Source organism: Vibrio sp. 1159 (assembly GCF_033340395.1).
GTDB lineage: Bacteria > Pseudomonadota > Gammaproteobacteria > Enterobacterales > Vibrionaceae > Vibrio > Vibrio alginolyticus.
In genome coordinates this window covers 35,407-52,073 of sequence record NZ_JAWOWL010000031.1, presented here as the reverse complement: position 1 = coordinate 52,073, position 16,667 = coordinate 35,407, and the positions used below count along the sequence as shown (strand labels likewise).

Annotated in this window: 12 protein-coding genes and 1 pseudogene; 2 read left to right on the top strand and 11 right to left on the bottom strand. The window is 43.4% G+C overall.

The window, feature by feature from the left end:
* Nucleotides 1–2: 2 nt before the first annotated feature.
* From R7127_RS20165 to malK, 11 genes and pseudogenes are all read right to left on the bottom strand, one after another.
* Nucleotides 3–1,310: an oligosaccharide flippase family protein gene (locus R7127_RS20165; protein ID WP_021707644.1), complete on the bottom strand. Its 1,308-nt coding sequence runs from the start codon at nucleotides 1,308–1,310 to the stop codon at nucleotides 3–5.
* 8 nt (nucleotides 1,311–1,318) lie between these two features.
* Nucleotides 1,319–2,350 (bottom strand): glycosyltransferase family 4 protein, encoded by a 1,032-nt coding sequence (locus tag R7127_RS20160; protein WP_172563909.1) that lies wholly within the window; start codon nucleotides 2,348–2,350, stop codon nucleotides 1,319–1,321.
* Entirely contained in the window at nucleotides 2,347–3,180 is an 834-nt protein-coding gene (locus R7127_RS20155) for a putative capsular polysaccharide synthesis family protein (protein ID WP_005375258.1), read from the bottom strand. Before R7127_RS20155 ends, R7127_RS20160 begins: the two co-directional genes overlap by 4 nt.
* Before the next feature lie 15 nt (nucleotides 3,181–3,195).
* A complete protein-coding gene (locus tag R7127_RS20150) occupies nucleotides 3,196–4,443 on the bottom strand; it encodes an O-antigen ligase family protein (RefSeq protein WP_053303828.1) in 1,248 nt (415 codons plus the stop codon).
* Nucleotides 4,409–5,462 (bottom strand): annotated as a pseudogene (locus R7127_RS20145) (glycosyltransferase). Before R7127_RS20145 ends, R7127_RS20150 begins: the two are co-directional and overlap by 35 nt.
* Before the next feature lie 2 nt (nucleotides 5,463–5,464).
* Nucleotides 5,465–6,274 (bottom strand): putative capsular polysaccharide synthesis family protein, encoded by an 810-nt coding sequence (locus R7127_RS20140; RefSeq protein ID WP_005385848.1) that lies wholly within the window; start codon nucleotides 6,272–6,274, stop codon nucleotides 5,465–5,467.
* Nucleotides 6,252–8,432 carry a polysaccharide biosynthesis tyrosine autokinase gene (locus R7127_RS20135; RefSeq protein ID WP_318142048.1) on the bottom strand — a complete coding sequence of 727 codons (2,181 nt, stop codon included), beginning with the start codon at nucleotides 8,430–8,432 and terminating at the stop codon, nucleotides 6,252–6,254. The genes R7127_RS20140 and R7127_RS20135 overlap by 23 nt, the downstream gene beginning before the upstream one ends.
* A gap of 15 nt (nucleotides 8,433–8,447) precedes the next feature.
* Nucleotides 8,448–8,981: a polysaccharide biosynthesis/export family protein gene (locus tag R7127_RS20130; protein ID WP_005375265.1), complete on the bottom strand. Its 534-nt coding sequence runs from the start codon at nucleotides 8,979–8,981 to the stop codon at nucleotides 8,448–8,450.
* A gap of 12 nt (nucleotides 8,982–8,993) precedes the next feature.
* The gene (locus R7127_RS20125) at nucleotides 8,994–10,199 is read right to left on the bottom strand and encodes an outer membrane beta-barrel protein (RefSeq protein WP_172563907.1); all 1,206 of its coding nucleotides are present in this window, start codon (nucleotides 10,197–10,199) and stop codon (nucleotides 8,994–8,996) included.
* Between the two features lie 10 nt (nucleotides 10,200–10,209).
* Nucleotides 10,210–11,610, bottom strand: a complete 1,401-nt coding sequence (locus tag R7127_RS20120) for an undecaprenyl-phosphate glucose phosphotransferase (protein ID WP_033906767.1) — start codon at nucleotides 11,608–11,610, stop codon at nucleotides 10,210–10,212.
* Between the two features lie 421 nt (nucleotides 11,611–12,031).
* Entirely contained in the window at nucleotides 12,032–13,150 is a 1,119-nt protein-coding gene (gene malK / locus R7127_RS20115) for a maltose/maltodextrin ABC transporter ATP-binding protein MalK (RefSeq protein WP_172563906.1), read from the bottom strand.
* A gap of 672 nt (nucleotides 13,151–13,822) precedes the next feature.
* Between malK and malE the strand changes: the two genes are divergently transcribed.
* Both malE and malF read left to right on the top strand, forming a co-directional pair.
* Entirely contained in the window at nucleotides 13,823–15,001 is a 1,179-nt protein-coding gene (gene malE, locus R7127_RS20110; RefSeq protein WP_005375272.1) for a maltose/maltodextrin ABC transporter substrate-binding protein MalE, read from the top strand.
* 79 nt (nucleotides 15,002–15,080) lie between these two features.
* On the top strand, nucleotides 15,081–16,655 hold the full coding sequence (malF, locus tag R7127_RS20105; RefSeq protein ID WP_005375273.1) for a maltose ABC transporter permease MalF: 1,575 nt from the start codon (nucleotides 15,081–15,083) through the stop codon (nucleotides 16,653–16,655).
* Nucleotides 16,656–16,667: the final 12 nt, after the last annotated feature.

Here is a 16,667-nt window from a genome sequence, read left to right as displayed (position 1 = left end):
AATTAACCTATTGGAAAGAAGCCTAAGTAACGTTTTACAAAGTACAGTGCAGCTAAATTCTGGATAGCCATGCCAATTGCCATTGCCCACGCTGCACCAATCACCCCAAACATTTGGCAAAGCGTAACAAGTAGGCAGATGGACACCGTACCGGAGGAAATTGTAATGTATTTCATGGTTCTCTCATGACCACTCATTAATAATAAAAAACCTACTGAACCAGTCGCAACATTGACTAACTGCCCCAGAGAAAGGACGACTAATAGTGGCGCCGCGGCGAGAAACTCCTCACCAAAAAACTGCATTACAAACTCGGGGAAGAGGGTGCAAATAATTACGGGTACAATCGCTAAACCAACATTAGCTCGGCACGCCAAGCGGCTCAGGTTCTGCAGTTTGCGCATTTGACGCTCTTTGTAGAGAGAGGCAAACATCGGGGCGACCACAAAGTTAATGGTAATCAGCACGAAGCCAATCAGTAGTGATGTACGTTGGGCTGCGGCTAACAAACCGAGTTCCGCTGTTGAGATAAAAAAGCCCGTAATAACAAGGCTTCCCCATTGAAGAACATTCGTGAAGATACTGCCAACCCAGACTTGCTTGGCAGAAGAGACCATTTTTTTGTTTGGTACGAAAGCCGATGTTTGATATTGATCTGAGCCAAGCCAATTGGCACTAGATATGACCGCGACACCTATGCTCGCTAAAAGCAGTGCGGTCATTAGATTGTTGATATTTTGCTGACCGATATAGTCTAGGGCAAAGACAAAAATGACCATCAACATGCTTACCCCAAGCTGCAACGCAAACAGAGATGATACAACTTTTCTACATGCTTGAAGCACCCGACTGTTGGTTTGCGCAAGCACCAAGAAAGGTATGCAAAGCAAGCATAAAGTAATCGCATACATTGGTGATTGAGTCTGGTTTAGCTGTTCTGGAAACAGATTAAACCCTGCCAACAAAACGCCTATGGCGAGCAAGCAAAATGCCATACTTCGATAAAGTGCGGTTTTATAGTTTTGGCTTTGTTCAAGCTTCTCTTTGTTATTAAAAGCGATCGCATTGTAACGAACTAACGAGACATCAAAACCTAGCTGAGAAACGATAGCGAGTAGCGAGACTAGGTTGAATAAAAAGAAGAATTGACCGGCCGTCGAAGCGTCACTGGTCTTCGATACAATCAGAGTCAGTAAAAAAGCAAATAGCGCACTCAACACACGCGTGATTGCGGTTTTTAATCCGGTAGATAACAAGCTTTTTTTACCGCTGGGCATCAACAGTAATTTTTGTTGAACAGTGTGAAACATAGGGGCATTTAACCGTAAAGTTTATTGAGTGCGAGGCGCTGTTTTTCTTCACTGAAGGCATCGTTTAATTCTGCTGTATATTGGCGAAAATCGATGTCTTCATAATGATTGACACTATGCGCGATCTGCTTGGCCATTTCTTCAGGTGTGAGCGCTAAAAACGGGTAGTTGAGATCTTTGGTTGCGCCGATGGTCCGAATAACCATAGGAAGATGTAACTTGGATGCTTCTAGAATGGTTAACGGCATCCCTTCCCATGCTGCAGTATGTAGATAAAGGTCTGAACCCTTGAGCTTTTCAACTACCTCATCGCGAGGCAGCATGCCCGTTACATCCACATTTTCAGTGCGTAATTTCTGTTCGAGTACGTGGTCACCGCCACCTATCCATGTGATCTCTATCGGGCGGTTAAGCGCATACCGATTAAGGAACTGCAATGTGCTGATAAGAAACTGAGGATCTTTTTGGGGCGCGACACGACCAAGTACAACGAGCTTCAGCGCTTCTTGCTTGTTTCGCTCTATACGATCTTCACTTTGATAAGACACGTAGTTGTTGAGCAGTTCGGCACGTTTCGCACCAATGCTAATGGCTAGGTCACACTCTCGTTGGCTACAGCCTGCAACCACATCAATTTTGCTCAGTTTTACTTTCTCTAGTGCTTTATAGATCTGGCGTGCAAGCTCTGAGATATCTTCACGTTCGAAGGCATAACAGTGCGGTGTGTAAACCAAGCGTGCCTTGCCAAGCTTTAGAAATCGGCCGAGAAATCCCGCTTTACTCGAGTGCAAATGCACGACGTCGGGAGCAAGTGATGCAATCATGTGGTTTGCATCGCGAATAAATTGAAGCAAGCCGCCTTCTACCCACTTTGTCTGTACGAAAATGTGGTGGTTGTTCTCATTGGTCAAGTCGTTTTCTCGGGCTCTGGCTAGCAAGAAATGTTGATAAGGCTCGTCTCTGGATGAGTGAACATAACTATAGAGGGCGGTTTGAACGCCACCTCCAAACGCTTCTGTAACATGGAGTACTTTCTTCATGATGATTTTGTCCCTGGTGTTTGCATCCATTTGTGTTTAAAAGCATCACGCTCTTGCTCTGAATAAACGTGGCGATACAAGGGAAGATCGTACATATAAAACAGTTTTGAGAAGTCGTAGTGATTCTTAAAGTGTTGGTGGATATTGGAGTACCACTTGTTTTTCGCTTCGTTGCTGTTTTTCAGTACGAAGTCTTGCAACTCAAGAAACTCACCGATTTCTTTATCAAGAGAACTGAGCTGTTCGCATTTGATTAGCATGACGTTGGCCTGATCGTTCTGGAATGTGAAGAAAGGTTGAGTGTTGTCCAGCTCTTGGCGCATCACATCGATATTGAAATTACGCTTTAACTCGTTGTCGAACCAGTCCGCAAAATAGTTGAGATTGATATAGTTATCAAAGCAATGCTCGAGGTGCTGATACGTGACTTCCATATCTCGGTGAATTGCATCATTCTTTTTGCCTTCGATAAATTGCAAATGGAGGTCTTGAAAGAAACGAGAAAAGACAGTTGCGATTGGATCGCGGACCAGCGTAACGATTTTAATCTGCTCGCGTTTTTGTAAGATACGTTTTCGCTGCTTGAGCACTAAGCGATAGAGTGCGCGGTTTCGGAAGTCGAAGAATTTACTCACGTCTTTTTTATTGTGATACATGTGAAATTCTTCGTGATCATCAAAGGTGTGGATGTGATAGCTCGGGATATTTTTCTCCCCTAGCGTGTGCTCAATTGATGAGGAGCCAACTTTGCCCATTTGGTAAACTAAAACAAAATTATCAGCTTGGAGTTCTCGGTTCTTTTCAAATTGTCGAGAGATTGAATACTTCATCTATCCTATCCTTGATTATTCATATTCGTGGTGATGGTTTACCGGAAAAGTATGAGCAATGGCCCTTGAGTCGTTGCTCATGCTGATCATGACGGGTAATAAGAGTATTAAAATTATGGTGGTGTTTACCGCAACGAAAAACACCATGATGAGGGCGTATATCGCAAGTAATAGGCTTTTTCTGTTTTCATTAAGACTACGGAAGCAAAAGCGAATAAAAAGAAAATAACCACCAAACAGCAGACCGATACCAAACAATCCGTATTCAATTGCGGTATCTAACACAAAGTTGTGGGTGTAGATCGCCAGCTCATCATAATTAAAGTAACTGATCATAAAGTTGGGTAACATTTTCGCGCCGACACCTAACACTGGGTGTTGAAGTAAAATATCTAGCCCATTGGCAAGTAAAAGTTTTCTATGAAGATTTGATACCCAGCGCGCTTCACTTTGGTTGGCAAATAAGACGTCTTCTTGGGTTATTTCCAATGTGTCTGCTAGCGTTTCAAACCCAACGTAGAGTGTGGTTGTGACGGCAGTAAACACAATGAAGCTCAAGGCTAATAAAATTGTCCACGTGTACGTTTCGCTGAGCGATTTTCTCATTAAGTTTTTTACGAGCAGTTGGTCAAAGAAGAAAAGCAGACAAAAACCAAGTAGCGCTTTTCTTTCTTGTGACAACACCAGTAATACTAAAGCTACGAGCATCAAAAGGTGGAAAGCGCGAATTTTATCTCGATAAAGGTACAGTAGTGAGCACAGTACACCGAACCCGTATTTACTTACCCCGAGTAACTTAAACCCACTTTGATAGCCCTGAGCAAAGTGCCATAAGGCAACGAGCGAACAGATGAAAAACAACAGATACGTGAAATAAACCATTACCCGTTCGTCATCAAACACGCCATAGGCGTACATTAGGCTCAGTAGGCACAAAATCGCTAACCATTGCACAGTTTCTATAACTAGCGGCATTAAAGGGACGCGATTTAGCAGACCATTTATGAACACATACCCAGTGAACAATACGAGGAACCCCATACAGGGATGTATGAGTTTTTCAGCTTTTCCTTCCAATACCACTAATGCAGTAAAACCAATAGACAAAAGGCTTGCGATGTCAGATGGGGCTAGCGCTATTCCTCCAGCACGAAACTTCATTGGAATAAAGAACAATACTAATAGGCATGCTGCAAGCAATGAGGCGCGATGGCTCGATGGCGCGGAACTATTTGTTGGCGCAAAGCTGCTGGTAGATTCCATAGTAACCTTCACGAAATTTATCGATGGTGTAGAGAGAGGCCCTATTGACTGAGTATTGACTTGCAGCGTCATACCGCTCAACACTTTCACACAGTTGGAGAACTTTTTGGCTCAGTTCAGTGGCGTTACCAACTTGAAATAAATATTCGGCACGTCCGGTGACGTCATCCAAACCAGGTACGTCCGACGATAGTACGGGTAAGCCTGCTGCCATCGCCTCAACCGCCGCCAAACCAAAGCCTTCGACGTGCGACGATTGCACGTAAATATCCATGTCGTTCAAAAAGGCTGGAACGTCAGAAACTACGCCATGAAAGTGAACACGTTGCGCGACGTTGATTTTTGTTGCCAATGCTTGCAGTGACGATTTTTTTTCTCCATCTCCCGCAAGGTGGAGTTCGTATCGTCTTGGTAAATGGATAAGTGCTTGGATAAGCGTTTCATGGTCTTTATGTTGGTGAAGTCGGCCCACCATTCCAATCTTGATAACTGGTTTGTCGATTAGGTGGCTGGCGAATCTTGGCGTCATAGAAAACCTTTTTAAATCAACGCCATTGTGCACCACGTGATATTTATGTTGATAGCGAGGCATGAACTTCACCAGTTCATCTTGTACTTTTTCACTAATACTGACCGTCAAGTCGTGGCCCCAATATAAGACGTATTCCATGAACTTAAACAGCGGATAGTCACGTCGACGGTTATAAGAACAGTGCTCAGTCTGGATTCGTTTTTTTACCTACCGCCAATAGCGCTAGGTAAATGGAAGGGTAGAGGTGCCCGTGAACGACATCCGGCCAACGCAGCAAAGAGAATTTCTCACTCAATGACAATGTGCGCCAGTTAAAACACTCTATCCCTTGGGCGGATAGCATTAGTAAGTAATCATTTTCATCACACAAGACCAAAATTTTGATTTCGTATTCAGGCTTATGTTCTAAAACAAGGTCGACTAAGAACTTCTGAGCACCGCCGTTCTGAGAAAGATCATTAATAATATGTAGAATCTTGGTTTTCATGATTAATTGGTCAGATATTGCTGTTTAAGGTCGGTGATTTCTGCATTTGAGAAAAAGTGCTTCGTCAATTTAGAATTCAGCATTTCTTCAACGTACTCGGGTGTAGGTTGAAATTGCGTTTTGAATTCTTTCATTAGTGGCGAGTACCATTTGTTGTCTGATTGATTTTCATAAACAACATCTACGGGGTAACCTAAAAAGTCTTCAACTGCGGAGTTAGCCTTCGTTAGCTTGTCACTTCGAATGACCAACAGTGAGAAGTTATTGTTATGGTATGTTTGATAGCCTACTTCGTGATTAAAAGACTCGTTAAACACGTCAATCCCTGTTAGTTGTTTGATCTCGTTGTCAAACCACTGCAGCGCATATTGATGATTCATGTGCTTATCAAATGCTTCTTGGAGTAATTGCGGTCGTTCGGTACGTATTGCGCTGTCATCCTTTAGATATTTGTCCGCCATCCAAAAAGGAAGTGCTTGAAAGAACATTGAGACATTTCGTCCGATCGGTTCACGCACCAGCGAGATGATTCGAACTTTTTTCTTGCGCTTTAACATGTGGCTCATCGTTATACGCTTTAGTCGTCGCTTTAACGCATTGATCTGAGGCTTATGCAATTGCGCTCTAACGGGGGATATTTGTTTTTGCGCATCGACGGTCATAAGGTCGTGCAAGTGAATCGAGTCAGGAATGGAATGCTCTAATGCACTCGAACCTACTTTGCCCATTTGATAGATCAATACCGGCTGTTCTTGGCTTTTCAACGTTTGGTACCAAGATAGGTTTACGTTAGTAGGCGTATTTCTGGACATAGAGCGTCTCTCCTTCCTTGGCCTTGGCTTGTGTGATTAAGACGCCAAGAGATGGAACTGAGTGTTGTATTTGTTTAGATAACGCAAGGTTAACCAGTGATGATTTTGTTGATTCTGAGCGAATGACGGTGATCAGACCATTGGCATACTGACCAAGAATAAGTGCGTCACTCACTGACAGTAGGGGCGGTGTATCGATAATGATCCGGTCATACTTATTTTGAAAATGTTCGAGCAACTTTTTAAAGCGATCAGAAGCCAATAATTCCTGTGGGTTTGGCGGAATTAGGCCGGCCGGTAATACATCTAAGTTGGCTTCTTTTATATGTGTAACACAATCTTTGATTGGCGTATCCATCGTCAGGATATGCGTTAAGCCAGGGCTTGATTCAGCAATACCGAATCGCTTTGCGATGGAAGGTCGACGTAAATCGCAGTCGATGATCAATACCTTTTCCATTTTTGAAAACGACACCGCCATATTGATACTGGTTGATGTTTTTCCTTCTTCTGGAATAGCAGAGGTAAAGGGCAATATCTTTTGCTTCGTGTTGGTTAATCTGAGCAGAAGCGAGGTTCTGACTGAGCGGCAAGCTTCACTAAATAGCTTTTCTTCATCATCTAAATACGCGGTATAACTGACGCCGTTTTTACGCAAATTGCGTTTTTTGACCATAGGAATCACACCTAAACACGTAACACCAAGTTTTTCCTGCACGTCGGCTGTGCTTCGGATAACTTCTCGCATCGTTTCTAAGATGATGACTAGAGCGCAAGCAATGGCAAAGCCAAAAAGGGTGGCAATCAGTACCAGTTTGATTCGTTGTGGTGCCACCGGGAATAGAGGAATGATGGCTTTATCAGTAAAGCGAGCAGTGACATTCTTGTAGTCGCTGGTGGCGTTGGTCTCTTTCTCACGATTTAAGAACGCTTCATAGAGTGCCTTATTAGATTCAACCTCGCGTTTTAACTGTTCGTAACGCGCTTTTTGTGACCCTAACGATTGGAAGTCTGACTTTTTGTTATCGAGCTCTGCTCGAAGCATGTCCTCTTGCGCTTTTGCAGCAAGAAGGTCTTGTTGCTTACTGAAGGAAATGCCACGGATGAGTTGCTGGGTTCTTGATTGAATTTCAGCAAGCTGTGCTTTCGCCTGAATCATTCGATCATGTTTAGGTCCGTAGCGCTGTGCCAGTTCAGAGAGATTTTTGGCTGCCTGTGCTTCCGACAATTTTAGATCGCGGATTTGCGCTTGATTAGCGAATTCATCAATTGACAACAAGCTGTCTAAACTTTGCGAAGATTTACGTCGTAACAGTTGGATTAACGTCTGCGCTTCAATACGCTTATTAACAGCGATATTCAGCTTGCGAGTGAGTTCTTCTAGCTCATTTGCGTAAATTTCATCAATACCGTTTATATCGATCAACCCTTCTTTTAACAAGAATTCTTGCAGCGCTTGCTCCGAGTTACGTAATCGCTCCTCCAATTTTTGAGAGTTATTTGTCAACCAAGTAGCCGCATTTTGTGTAACGACCAATTTGGCTTCAAAATTTGCGTCAATGTAGGCTTGGCCGACCGCGTTGGCGATTGTCGTCGCAAGCTTAGGATCGGTAGAACGAAAGCGAATTCTGACTAATTGGGTGTTACGTACTGGCTCAATATCGAGTTTACTTCTGAAAGCTTGAAGTGCCTGATAATAGGACTCTGAAAACTGGGCGGTTTCTTTTGGGCTTGGTGCCACATTCAGTAGGTCTTGAACAAAAGGAATCGACTTTATTTGGTCGATTTTTTTATTTAACCCCCCTGAGCTTGTGAATTCAGGTAATTGGGTGAGGTTCAGCTCTCTAATGACCTTATCTGCAATATGATTCGATTTTAAAATGGCGATTTGCGTTTGAAAGTACTCTTTTTTTGTCGTGTCGACGCCATATACTTCCTCGATTGAAAGGGCGCTTTTTTGCTCCTCTTGGATGAGTAGCGTAGCTGTAGCTTGGTATATCGATGCTTTGGAGTAGATATACCAAGTACAAGTTAATGAGAACAGAAGCGTGAATGCTGCGATGCTTAGCCAATTCTTTTTAATCGCTTTGAAGTGATGGCCAAAACGAATCAGTTCTACTTTGTTCATCTGGAGATTATTTGGATGAGTCCCGTTCATTTGATTCCCTGTCACTTAAAAGAAGCTCTGGTCAATAAATACAATGTCACCAGGTTCAACGTTGCGGTGCATACTGACCCCTTCCATCGTTTGACCCGTTTTATGCTTGGTGAGGTTAATGCCTTTGCGTGAGGCTCTGTCGGTCAAGCCGCCTGCTAGAGCGATGGCCTTCTCTATGGTTAATCCTGGACGGTACTCAAATCCACCAGGCTTCCTGACTTCGCCATTAACGTAAAACAGACGAAAATTATTGATGGTGACCATCACTTTTGGATTGATGAGATAATCGCCTTTTAAGCCCGTTTCTATTTCGTACTTGAGTTGTTTTGGTGTTTTTTTGATTGCTTTAATTCGGCCAAGGTAGGGGTAATCAAAGTAGCCATCTGACGTTATTAGAATATTTTTAATCGTAAGATCTTCTTCACCATAGACCTGCACGGAAATGGTATCGCCAGTATCGAGTAAGTAATCTTCCTCGTTTGAGTCAGCGTTGACCAAAGTGCTAAATAGCAACAACGCTACACTCATGAATTTGATGAATGCCTTCATTAATAATCCTTTTTACAGAGAAAACTGTGCGCTTAAAGTCCAAATATTTTGTTCGAAGCTATAATCCGATCGGCTAGAGTTTTTATCTTGGTATTGCCAATCGGCTTGCAGCTGTATCCAACGTTTGATCTGATAATCGATACCAAAAGATAGAGTGTACCGATCGTCGTTTCTGGAGATTCCCGTGTAATCATCTTGTTGATAAACAGCACCTAAGCGAGTTGCAAGGTAACTATTCCAATCGTGCTTCAGGTTCAGTCGGTAACGAGTTTGTAGGTTGTAATCGCCATCTTGATCGGGGTTAACCGCCGCTTGAGTGGTTTTCACGCTGACTAGAGTTTGTTCTTGAGGCAACCATTCAAAGCCGATATCCCAACTAAAGCCTTTAAATGTCTCTCGTTGAGCGCTGTCAAAATCTTTGATTTGATAACCGAGTCGAGCGATGCCTTTGGTTTTTCCTGTGACTTCCCATTCGGCACCGGTGTAATAGAAACTGGTGTTGTTATCTTTCGATGGCTGCGCAGAATTTCGGTGCTGATACTCGGTTACGATTTGGTTTGTTCCGACTAACCAATAGGTTCTTGGCGTCGCTCTTAAATAGAACTCCAAATGTGCATTGGGAGCTCGAAAATCGTTGTATTTAGTTTTAGCGTTTGGGCGCCCAGGCAAGCCGTCACGATAGTTTTGATAGGTTTTATCACTATAGCCTAAACCGAATTCGAGTCTGCCTTTGGCACCGTTAGATCCAAAGACATAATTGGTTTTTACATCGTTACGGTTGAACTCTATTGGTGAGTCGATTGCGCTACCATTACCTTCGGTAATATCTTCTCCTCGAACTTCATGCTGGGCGCGAAAACGGTAATCAACCACTAAACGATGACGATGATTAAATTCGAAAAAGTTGGAAAACTGAAAAGTGTGGTCGTCGAAGTCGTTGCGATCGTCAGATGAAAAGCCAGCTTTTAACTTATATAAAATATCTGCGCGATAGCGATTCCGTTCTATACGTGCTAGTAAGCTTGGTTCTATACCCCAAATATTGACCGATTCTACATTGCCGGATTTTTCCGCTTTATTGATGTTGTCATCTCCCTCGTAGAAAGTTTTTACGAGGGGAATCAACTCTATACCAGACTCGGTTTGGTAAGCCATCGGTTCTGCGAGCAAGTCAGTAGAAGACAGACTCAATGCTATTGTCATTGTCAGTTTCTTCATAATCTCAACCTTAGTAAGCGTTAGCACCAGTGAAGCCTTTGAAAACGGTCATAAAGATGATTTTGATGTCCATCCAAACCGACCAATGGTGGATGTAATCCAAATCAAACTCGACTCTCTTTTCCATTTTTTCTAAGGTGTCGGTTTCGCCGCGATAACCATTAATCTGTGCCCAGCCAGTAATGCCTGGTTTTACTTTGTGACGTAGCATGTAGCGATCCACGATCTGACGGTATTCTTCATTGTGTGCCACGGCATGAGGGCGTGGGCCGACAATAGACATGGTCCCTTGCAGTACATTGATAAATTGAGGTAGTTCGTCCAAAGAGGTGCGACGTAGAAATCCGCCAAAAGGCGTAATACGAGGATCGTTCTTTGTCGCCTGTTTCACGTTGGAACCTTGATCCATGGTTGTCATTGAACGGAACTTCCAGACTTCAATCTTGCGTCCATCAAGACCGTAACGATGTTGTTTAAAGATGACAGGGCCTTTAGAAGTTGCCTTAATGCCAATCGCAATGACGAATAGAATAGGGGCGATTAAGACCAAAATAATGCTCGAAAACAAGATGTCTTCAAACCGTTTTACCCAAGAAGAAATTCCAGCAAAAGGTGTATCAAAGACACTTAGTGTTTGAACTTGGCCGATCTGCGCCCAACGAGAATGTAAAAGGTTATAAGTGAAGAAGTCGGGAATCAGATACGTATTTGCGGTGGTATCTGAGAATTGGTTAAGAAGTGACGCAATGCGCTCTTTTGCGTGCATTGGCATCGCGATATAGACGTAATCTACTTCCCCTTTTTTAGCTCGCTCAAGGGCGTGGTCAACAGCTCCTTTAATAGGATAATCAGAATTTGGCAATCTGTCGGAAGATCGTTCGTCGTAAAAGCCATCAAAAAGCACGCCGTGTTCTGTGTGGTTTTGAATTTCGTTAGCTAGGGTAATGCCGTGAGGAGTTTGGCCGATGATGATCGCAGTGCGAGTGTTGAATCCTTTTTTTCTCAAATAGGCTAATCCGGTACGGAATGTTACTCGCCATGCTAAAAGCAGAGCGGGCGTAATCGCAAACCACAGCGCTAAAATTGTGTTATCAAATAAGGTATGGACTTCAGAAAAATACAGCACAATAAAGATAAGTGCAGAAGTCACCGCCCAAGCAACACAGACAATAAACATCTGCTCTTTAAACGAACTGGTTCGCCAAGAGCGATACAGATTGCCGCTTTCTGCCATAAATAGAAAGGAGATGCCTCCAACGAAAGCCAATATGACGTAATCTTTCCCCATCGCAGTATTCATGTCTTTGAACACTAAAAGCAGCATAAAAGAGACGATGACAGCAAGATCTGAGATGCGATATAAAAAAGCGAACTCCATCTCATGAGAGCGGATAAGTCCTTTTTGTTTCATGACTCAGTTTCCCTTCTGACACGCTACCGCCCTTGGGTGTCTTCCCCAATTGCCGTGTCGTGAACGTTATTAGTAGTTAGTGCACAGAGCATTCTGTGGAATGCTGCTGAGTTTTTTGTCACGTGTAATTTCGTTGATAAGTGTAAAAATTTGCGTTGTTGAGGTAAGTGGAAATAAGAATGATATTTAGCCCTTTGGCTAAGTTTGGCGGGTTAGGAAAAAGCTGGTACTTACTTATGAGGAATGAGGAAAAGTATTAAAAATGAAGTATCAGTACAAAGACAATGGTTTATGTGAGGGTAGAAGAAACGGGTGATTTGATTCGTTCACGATTAATGATTTAGTATCGAATTGCTGATATTTATTAAGATAAAAAAATCCCTCTCACTTGAGAGGGATTTTTTGAGTAAGGACGAATGAATTATTCGACTTGTACGCCGTTTTCTTTGTATAGGCGGCGGCATGCGCGACCATCACTGTGGAATAGGTGACAACGATGAGCTGGAATACCGATCTCGATTTTATCGCCAGTGTCGACTGCAAGCGTGTCAGGCTGACGGAAAATAACGTCGGCGTCCGCACCTTCTAGGTTTAGGTATACTTGAGTTTCGTTACCTAGCTTCTCAACAATCATCACTTCACCGTGAATACTTGCATCAGCTTCAGAAGCGGATAATAGGTGCTCAGGGCGAATGCCTAAAGACATTCGGTCGCCGCGGTTAACTGTTGTACCATCCACCGGAATCCAGAAAGATACGCCGTTAGATAGTTGAACTTTGACGCGCTCTGCTTCTACTTCATCAATGAATACGCTCATGAAGTTCATTTTCGGAGAACCGATAAAGCCAGCTACAAAGCGGTTTTGTGGGTAATGGTAAAGCTCAAGCGGCTTACCAACTTGCGATACATAACCGCCGTCTAGTACAACGATTTTATCTGCCATTGTCATCGCTTCTACCTGATCGTGCGTTACGTAGATCATGGTACAACCAAGTTGGCGCTGAAGTTTCGTGATTTGTGCACGCATGTTTACACGCAGTGCCGCATCCAAGTTTGATAGTGGCTCGTCTAGAAGGAATACATTTGGCTGCGATACCAATGTTCGGCCAATCGCCACACGTTGACGCTGTCCACCAGAAAGTGCTTTTGGTTGGCGCTCAAGCAAGTGGCCTAGTTGTAGGATTTCTGCTGCTTGTTCAACACGCTTGTCGATTTCTGCTTTGTCTGCTTTTGCTAGTTTCAAGCCAAATGACATGTTGTCATATAAGTTAAGGTGCGGGTAAAGAGCGTAAGACTGGAATACCATACCAACACCACGTTTGGATGGTTCGACGTCATTCATGCGCTGGTCACCAATATACAAATCACCTGAAGTAATGTCTTCAAGACCGGCAATACAACGTAAAAGGGTAGATTTACCACAACCTGATGGACCTACGAAAACAACAAATTCACCTTCGTTGATTGTTAGGTCTACGTTCTTAGAAATCAGTACGTCGCCATACGCTTTACAAACATTTTTTAACGTGACACTCGCCATGTAGCTCGTCCTCGATCAATTTTTTATTATTCACCGCTCATCATTATATGAATTATCTAGCGAGCAGTAACAGTAGGAATCGGTAAGTTCTTGGGGTTGGTAAGAAAAGTAGGGTAGCACTTCAATAAAATGTCCTGAATAGAAGTGCTACCCATCATAGCCAAGTACGAGTTTCTCTCCCCCACATTATTCGTATTGTCTCCCCCGTGAAATAATTACCACAAACAACACTAATAATGACATTCCACTCGTCTGGCAATGCAAAACCAGCAAATCTTTTTCCTAATACGTAGGCACTGCTGGGAAAGGGTTCTTACCATCCACTCTTGGATGACTGCAGTTTCTAAGATTGTGCGTAGTGCGACATCCTCCTAATAGAAATAATTGTAGGGGGAGTAGAAAGGGAGGAGTAAAAAAGGAGGAGGAAGAAAGCAGTTGGTCGGAAATCACATTATTGCACCACCTAAAGTTGAAACCGATCACAGGAACTATCCATTTTGTGATTTGAGTCTCTTACCCTTGGCGATTTAGATCACGAAAATACGTCATAATTGTAAGGGCGTAGGGATTAGGAGGATGAGACATATTGGATTATTTCAGATGATATATGTCGAAATACGGCTGAACCTCAATGGACTAGCCCTACATCAAAAATATAAAAAGGATACGAACATGAAAAAGTTAAGCGCTGTAGCACTAGGTACTCTTGTTGCTTTGGGTTCTTTTGGTGCTAATGCTGCCATCGAAGAAGGACAACTTACTATCTGGATCAACGGTGATAAAGGCTACAACGGCCTTGCTGAAGTTGGTAAGAAATTTGAAGAAGACACAGGCATTAAAGTGACTGTGGCTCACCCAGATGGCCTTCAAGACAAATTCCCTCAAACTGCAGCGACTGGCGACGGTCCTGATATCGTATTCTGGGCTCACGACCGTTTCGGTGGTTACGCAGAAGCTGGCCTGCTAGCAGAAATTAAACCTTCTAAGAATATTCAAGAAGGTATCGTTGATTTCGCTTGGGATGCAGTACGTTACGACGGCAAATTGATCGGCTATCCAGTTGCGGTTGAGTCTCTATCTCTAATCTACAACAAAGACCTAGTTCCAAACCCACCAAAGTCTTGGGAAGAGGTTGCAGCATTAGATGCAAAACTTAAAAAAGACGGCAAGTCTGCAATCATGTGGAACCTAAAAGAACCGTACTTCACTTGGCCATTAATGGCGGCTGATGGCGGCTACGCGTTCAAATACACTTCTGAAGGTTACGATGTTAAAGACGCTGGTATCGCGAAAGAAGGCGTTAAAGACGCAATGAGCTTCGTAAAAGGCTTAGTTGATAAAGGCGTAATCTCTGCGGATATGGATTACTCCGTGTCTGAGTCTGCGTTCAACCAAGGCAAAACAGCGATGACGATTAACGGTCCATGGTCTTGGGGCAACATTGAGAAGTCTGGCGTTAACTACGGCGTGACTACGCTACCTAAGTTCCAAGGTCAATCTTCTAAGCCATTCGTTGGTGTTCTAACGGCTGGTATCAGCACTGCGTCTCCAAACAAAGACCTAGCAGTTGAGTTCATTGAGAACTACCTACTAACAAACGATGGCCTACGTATGGTTAACAACGATAAGCCTCTAGGTGCGGTAGCACTTAACTCGTTCCAACGTGAGCTTGATTCAGATACTCGTATCGCAGCAACAATGGACAATGCGATGAACGGCGAAATCATGCCAAATATCCCTCAAATGAACGCATTCTGGGGTGCGGCTAAGAACGCAATCATCAACGTAGTTGACGGTCGTCAAACTGTCGATGCAGCTCTTGCAGATGCAGAAAAACAAATGACTAAATAATTAAGTAAGACCTTTTTAAGGAGGAGGCAACTCCTCCTTACTTTTCTATATTTATTCTATATTCGCTAGCAGGTTCCCTATGCAGTCAGTTCAAGGTACAAATGCTATGACAGCACCAGAAGCCAGCCTTCCGAGCAGCAAAAAAGTGTTCATGAAATGGTCACTTTTAGGCACAGTCGGCATCATCAATGGCTACGCAACAATCCTTATGTATTCTCGCGGTGAGATTGCGTTTGCACTACTTACGCTCATTCTTACCGCTTTAGCGTTGTTCATCTTTGGTAGCAAAAAGACGTACGCACACCGTTACATCTACCCTGGTATAGCAGGGATGATCCTTTTCATTCTTTTTCCTTTGGCGTACACCATAGGTTTGGCGTTTACCAACTATAGCGCGAAGAACCAACTCTCTTTTGATCGCGCTCAGAACGTACTTTTGGACCGAACTTACCAAAGTGGTGATAGCTACCCGTTCACTTTGTATAAAACGGAGCAAGGCCATCAACTTGTGGTTGAAAAAGATGGTGAGCTACTTGCAAGCCCGACTTTTCAGCTTGATAACCTTTCAGCATCGGAGTTTGATCTTTCACCAATTGAAGAAGTAACGGGTGAAAAAGAATCAATCAAGGCGATTGTTAAGAACCGCAGTGCGTTGAGCAGTGTCGATTTACATTTGCCAAGTGGTGATGATATCCGCATGAGTGGGCTGCGCAAATTTGCTGCAGTTGTACCTTTGTACACATTACAAGAAGATGGTGAAACGCTTTACAACAACCGGACTGAAGAAACGCTACGTCCAAATATGGAAGTAGGTTACTACCAGCCTGTCGATGAAAACGGTCAATTTGTTGGTAGCACAGTGTCACCAGGTTTCGTGGTGAACATTGGTACCCACAACTTTGAGCGTGTTTGGAAAGATGATGGTATCAAAGAGCCGTTTATCAGTATCTTTATCTGGACCATTGTTTTCTCTGCGCTAACCGTATTGTTTACGCTTGTTATTGGTCTTGTCCTTGCCAGTGTGGTTCAGTGGGAAGCACTTAAAGGTCGCTCAGTTTACCGTTTGTTGCTAATCCTGCCTTATGCAGTTCCGGCGTTTATTTCTATCTTGATCTTTAAAGGTTTGTTTAACCAAAGCTTTGGTGAGATCAACATGTTGTTGGAAGGCTTGTTCGGCATTAGCCCGGCTTGGTTCTCTGATCCGTTCATGGCGAAAACCATGATCTTAATTGTGAACACTTGGCTTGGTTTCCCTTACATGATGATTTTGTGTATGGGCTTACTAAAAGCGATTCCAGACGATTTATATGAAGCATCAGCAATTGATGGTGCGAACTTTGTCACGAACTTTACACGTATCACACTACCAATGATGTTGAAGCCATTAACACCATTGTTGATCGCGAGTTTTGCATTTAACTTCAACAACTTCGTACTTATCCAGTTGTTGACTGGCGGTGGTCCAAACATGATTGGTACATCAGAGCCTGCGGGTTACACCGACCTGCTAGTAAGTTACACCTACCGAATCGCATTCGAAGGTGCTGGTGGTCAAGACTTCGGTCTAGCAAGTGCGGTAGCAACGCTTATCTTCCTATTGGTTGGCGCATTGGCACTTATCAACCTACGCGTAACTAAAGTAGCTCAGGACTAAGGAGAAATTACA

Coding starts and splice junctions, on each gene's coding strand:
- malF (WP_005375273.1), top strand. CDS start 15,081: ATGCAGTCAGTTCAAGGTACAAATGCTATGACAGCACCAGAAGCCAGC.
- malE (WP_005375272.1), top strand. CDS start 13,823: ATGAAAAAGTTAAGCGCTGTAGCACTAGGTACTCTTGTTGCTTTGGGT.
- R7127_RS20155 (WP_005375258.1), bottom strand. CDS start 3,180: ATGAAGTATTCAATCTCTCGACAATTTGAAAAGAACCGAGAACTCCAA.
- R7127_RS20140 (WP_005385848.1), bottom strand. CDS start 6,274: ATGTCCAGAAATACGCCTACTAACGTAAACCTATCTTGGTACCAAACG.
- R7127_RS20135 (WP_318142048.1), bottom strand. CDS start 8,432: ATGAACGGGACTCATCCAAATAATCTCCAGATGAACAAAGTAGAACTG.
- R7127_RS20125 (WP_172563907.1), bottom strand. CDS start 10,199: ATGAAGAAACTGACAATGACAATAGCATTGAGTCTGTCTTCTACTGAC.
- R7127_RS20150 (WP_053303828.1), bottom strand. CDS start 4,443: ATGGAATCTACCAGCAGCTTTGCGCCAACAAATAGTTCCGCGCCATCG.
- R7127_RS20165 (WP_021707644.1), bottom strand. CDS start 1,310: ATGTTTCACACTGTTCAACAAAAATTACTGTTGATGCCCAGCGGTAAA.
- malK (WP_172563906.1), bottom strand. CDS start 13,150: ATGGCGAGTGTCACGTTAAAAAATGTTTGTAAAGCGTATGGCGACGTA.
- R7127_RS20120 (WP_033906767.1), bottom strand. CDS start 11,610: ATGAAACAAAAAGGACTTATCCGCTCTCATGAGATGGAGTTCGCTTTT.
- R7127_RS20160 (WP_172563909.1), bottom strand. CDS start 2,350: ATGAAGAAAGTACTCCATGTTACAGAAGCGTTTGGAGGTGGCGTTCAA.
- R7127_RS20130 (WP_005375265.1), bottom strand. CDS start 8,981: ATGAAGGCATTCATCAAATTCATGAGTGTAGCGTTGTTGCTATTTAGC.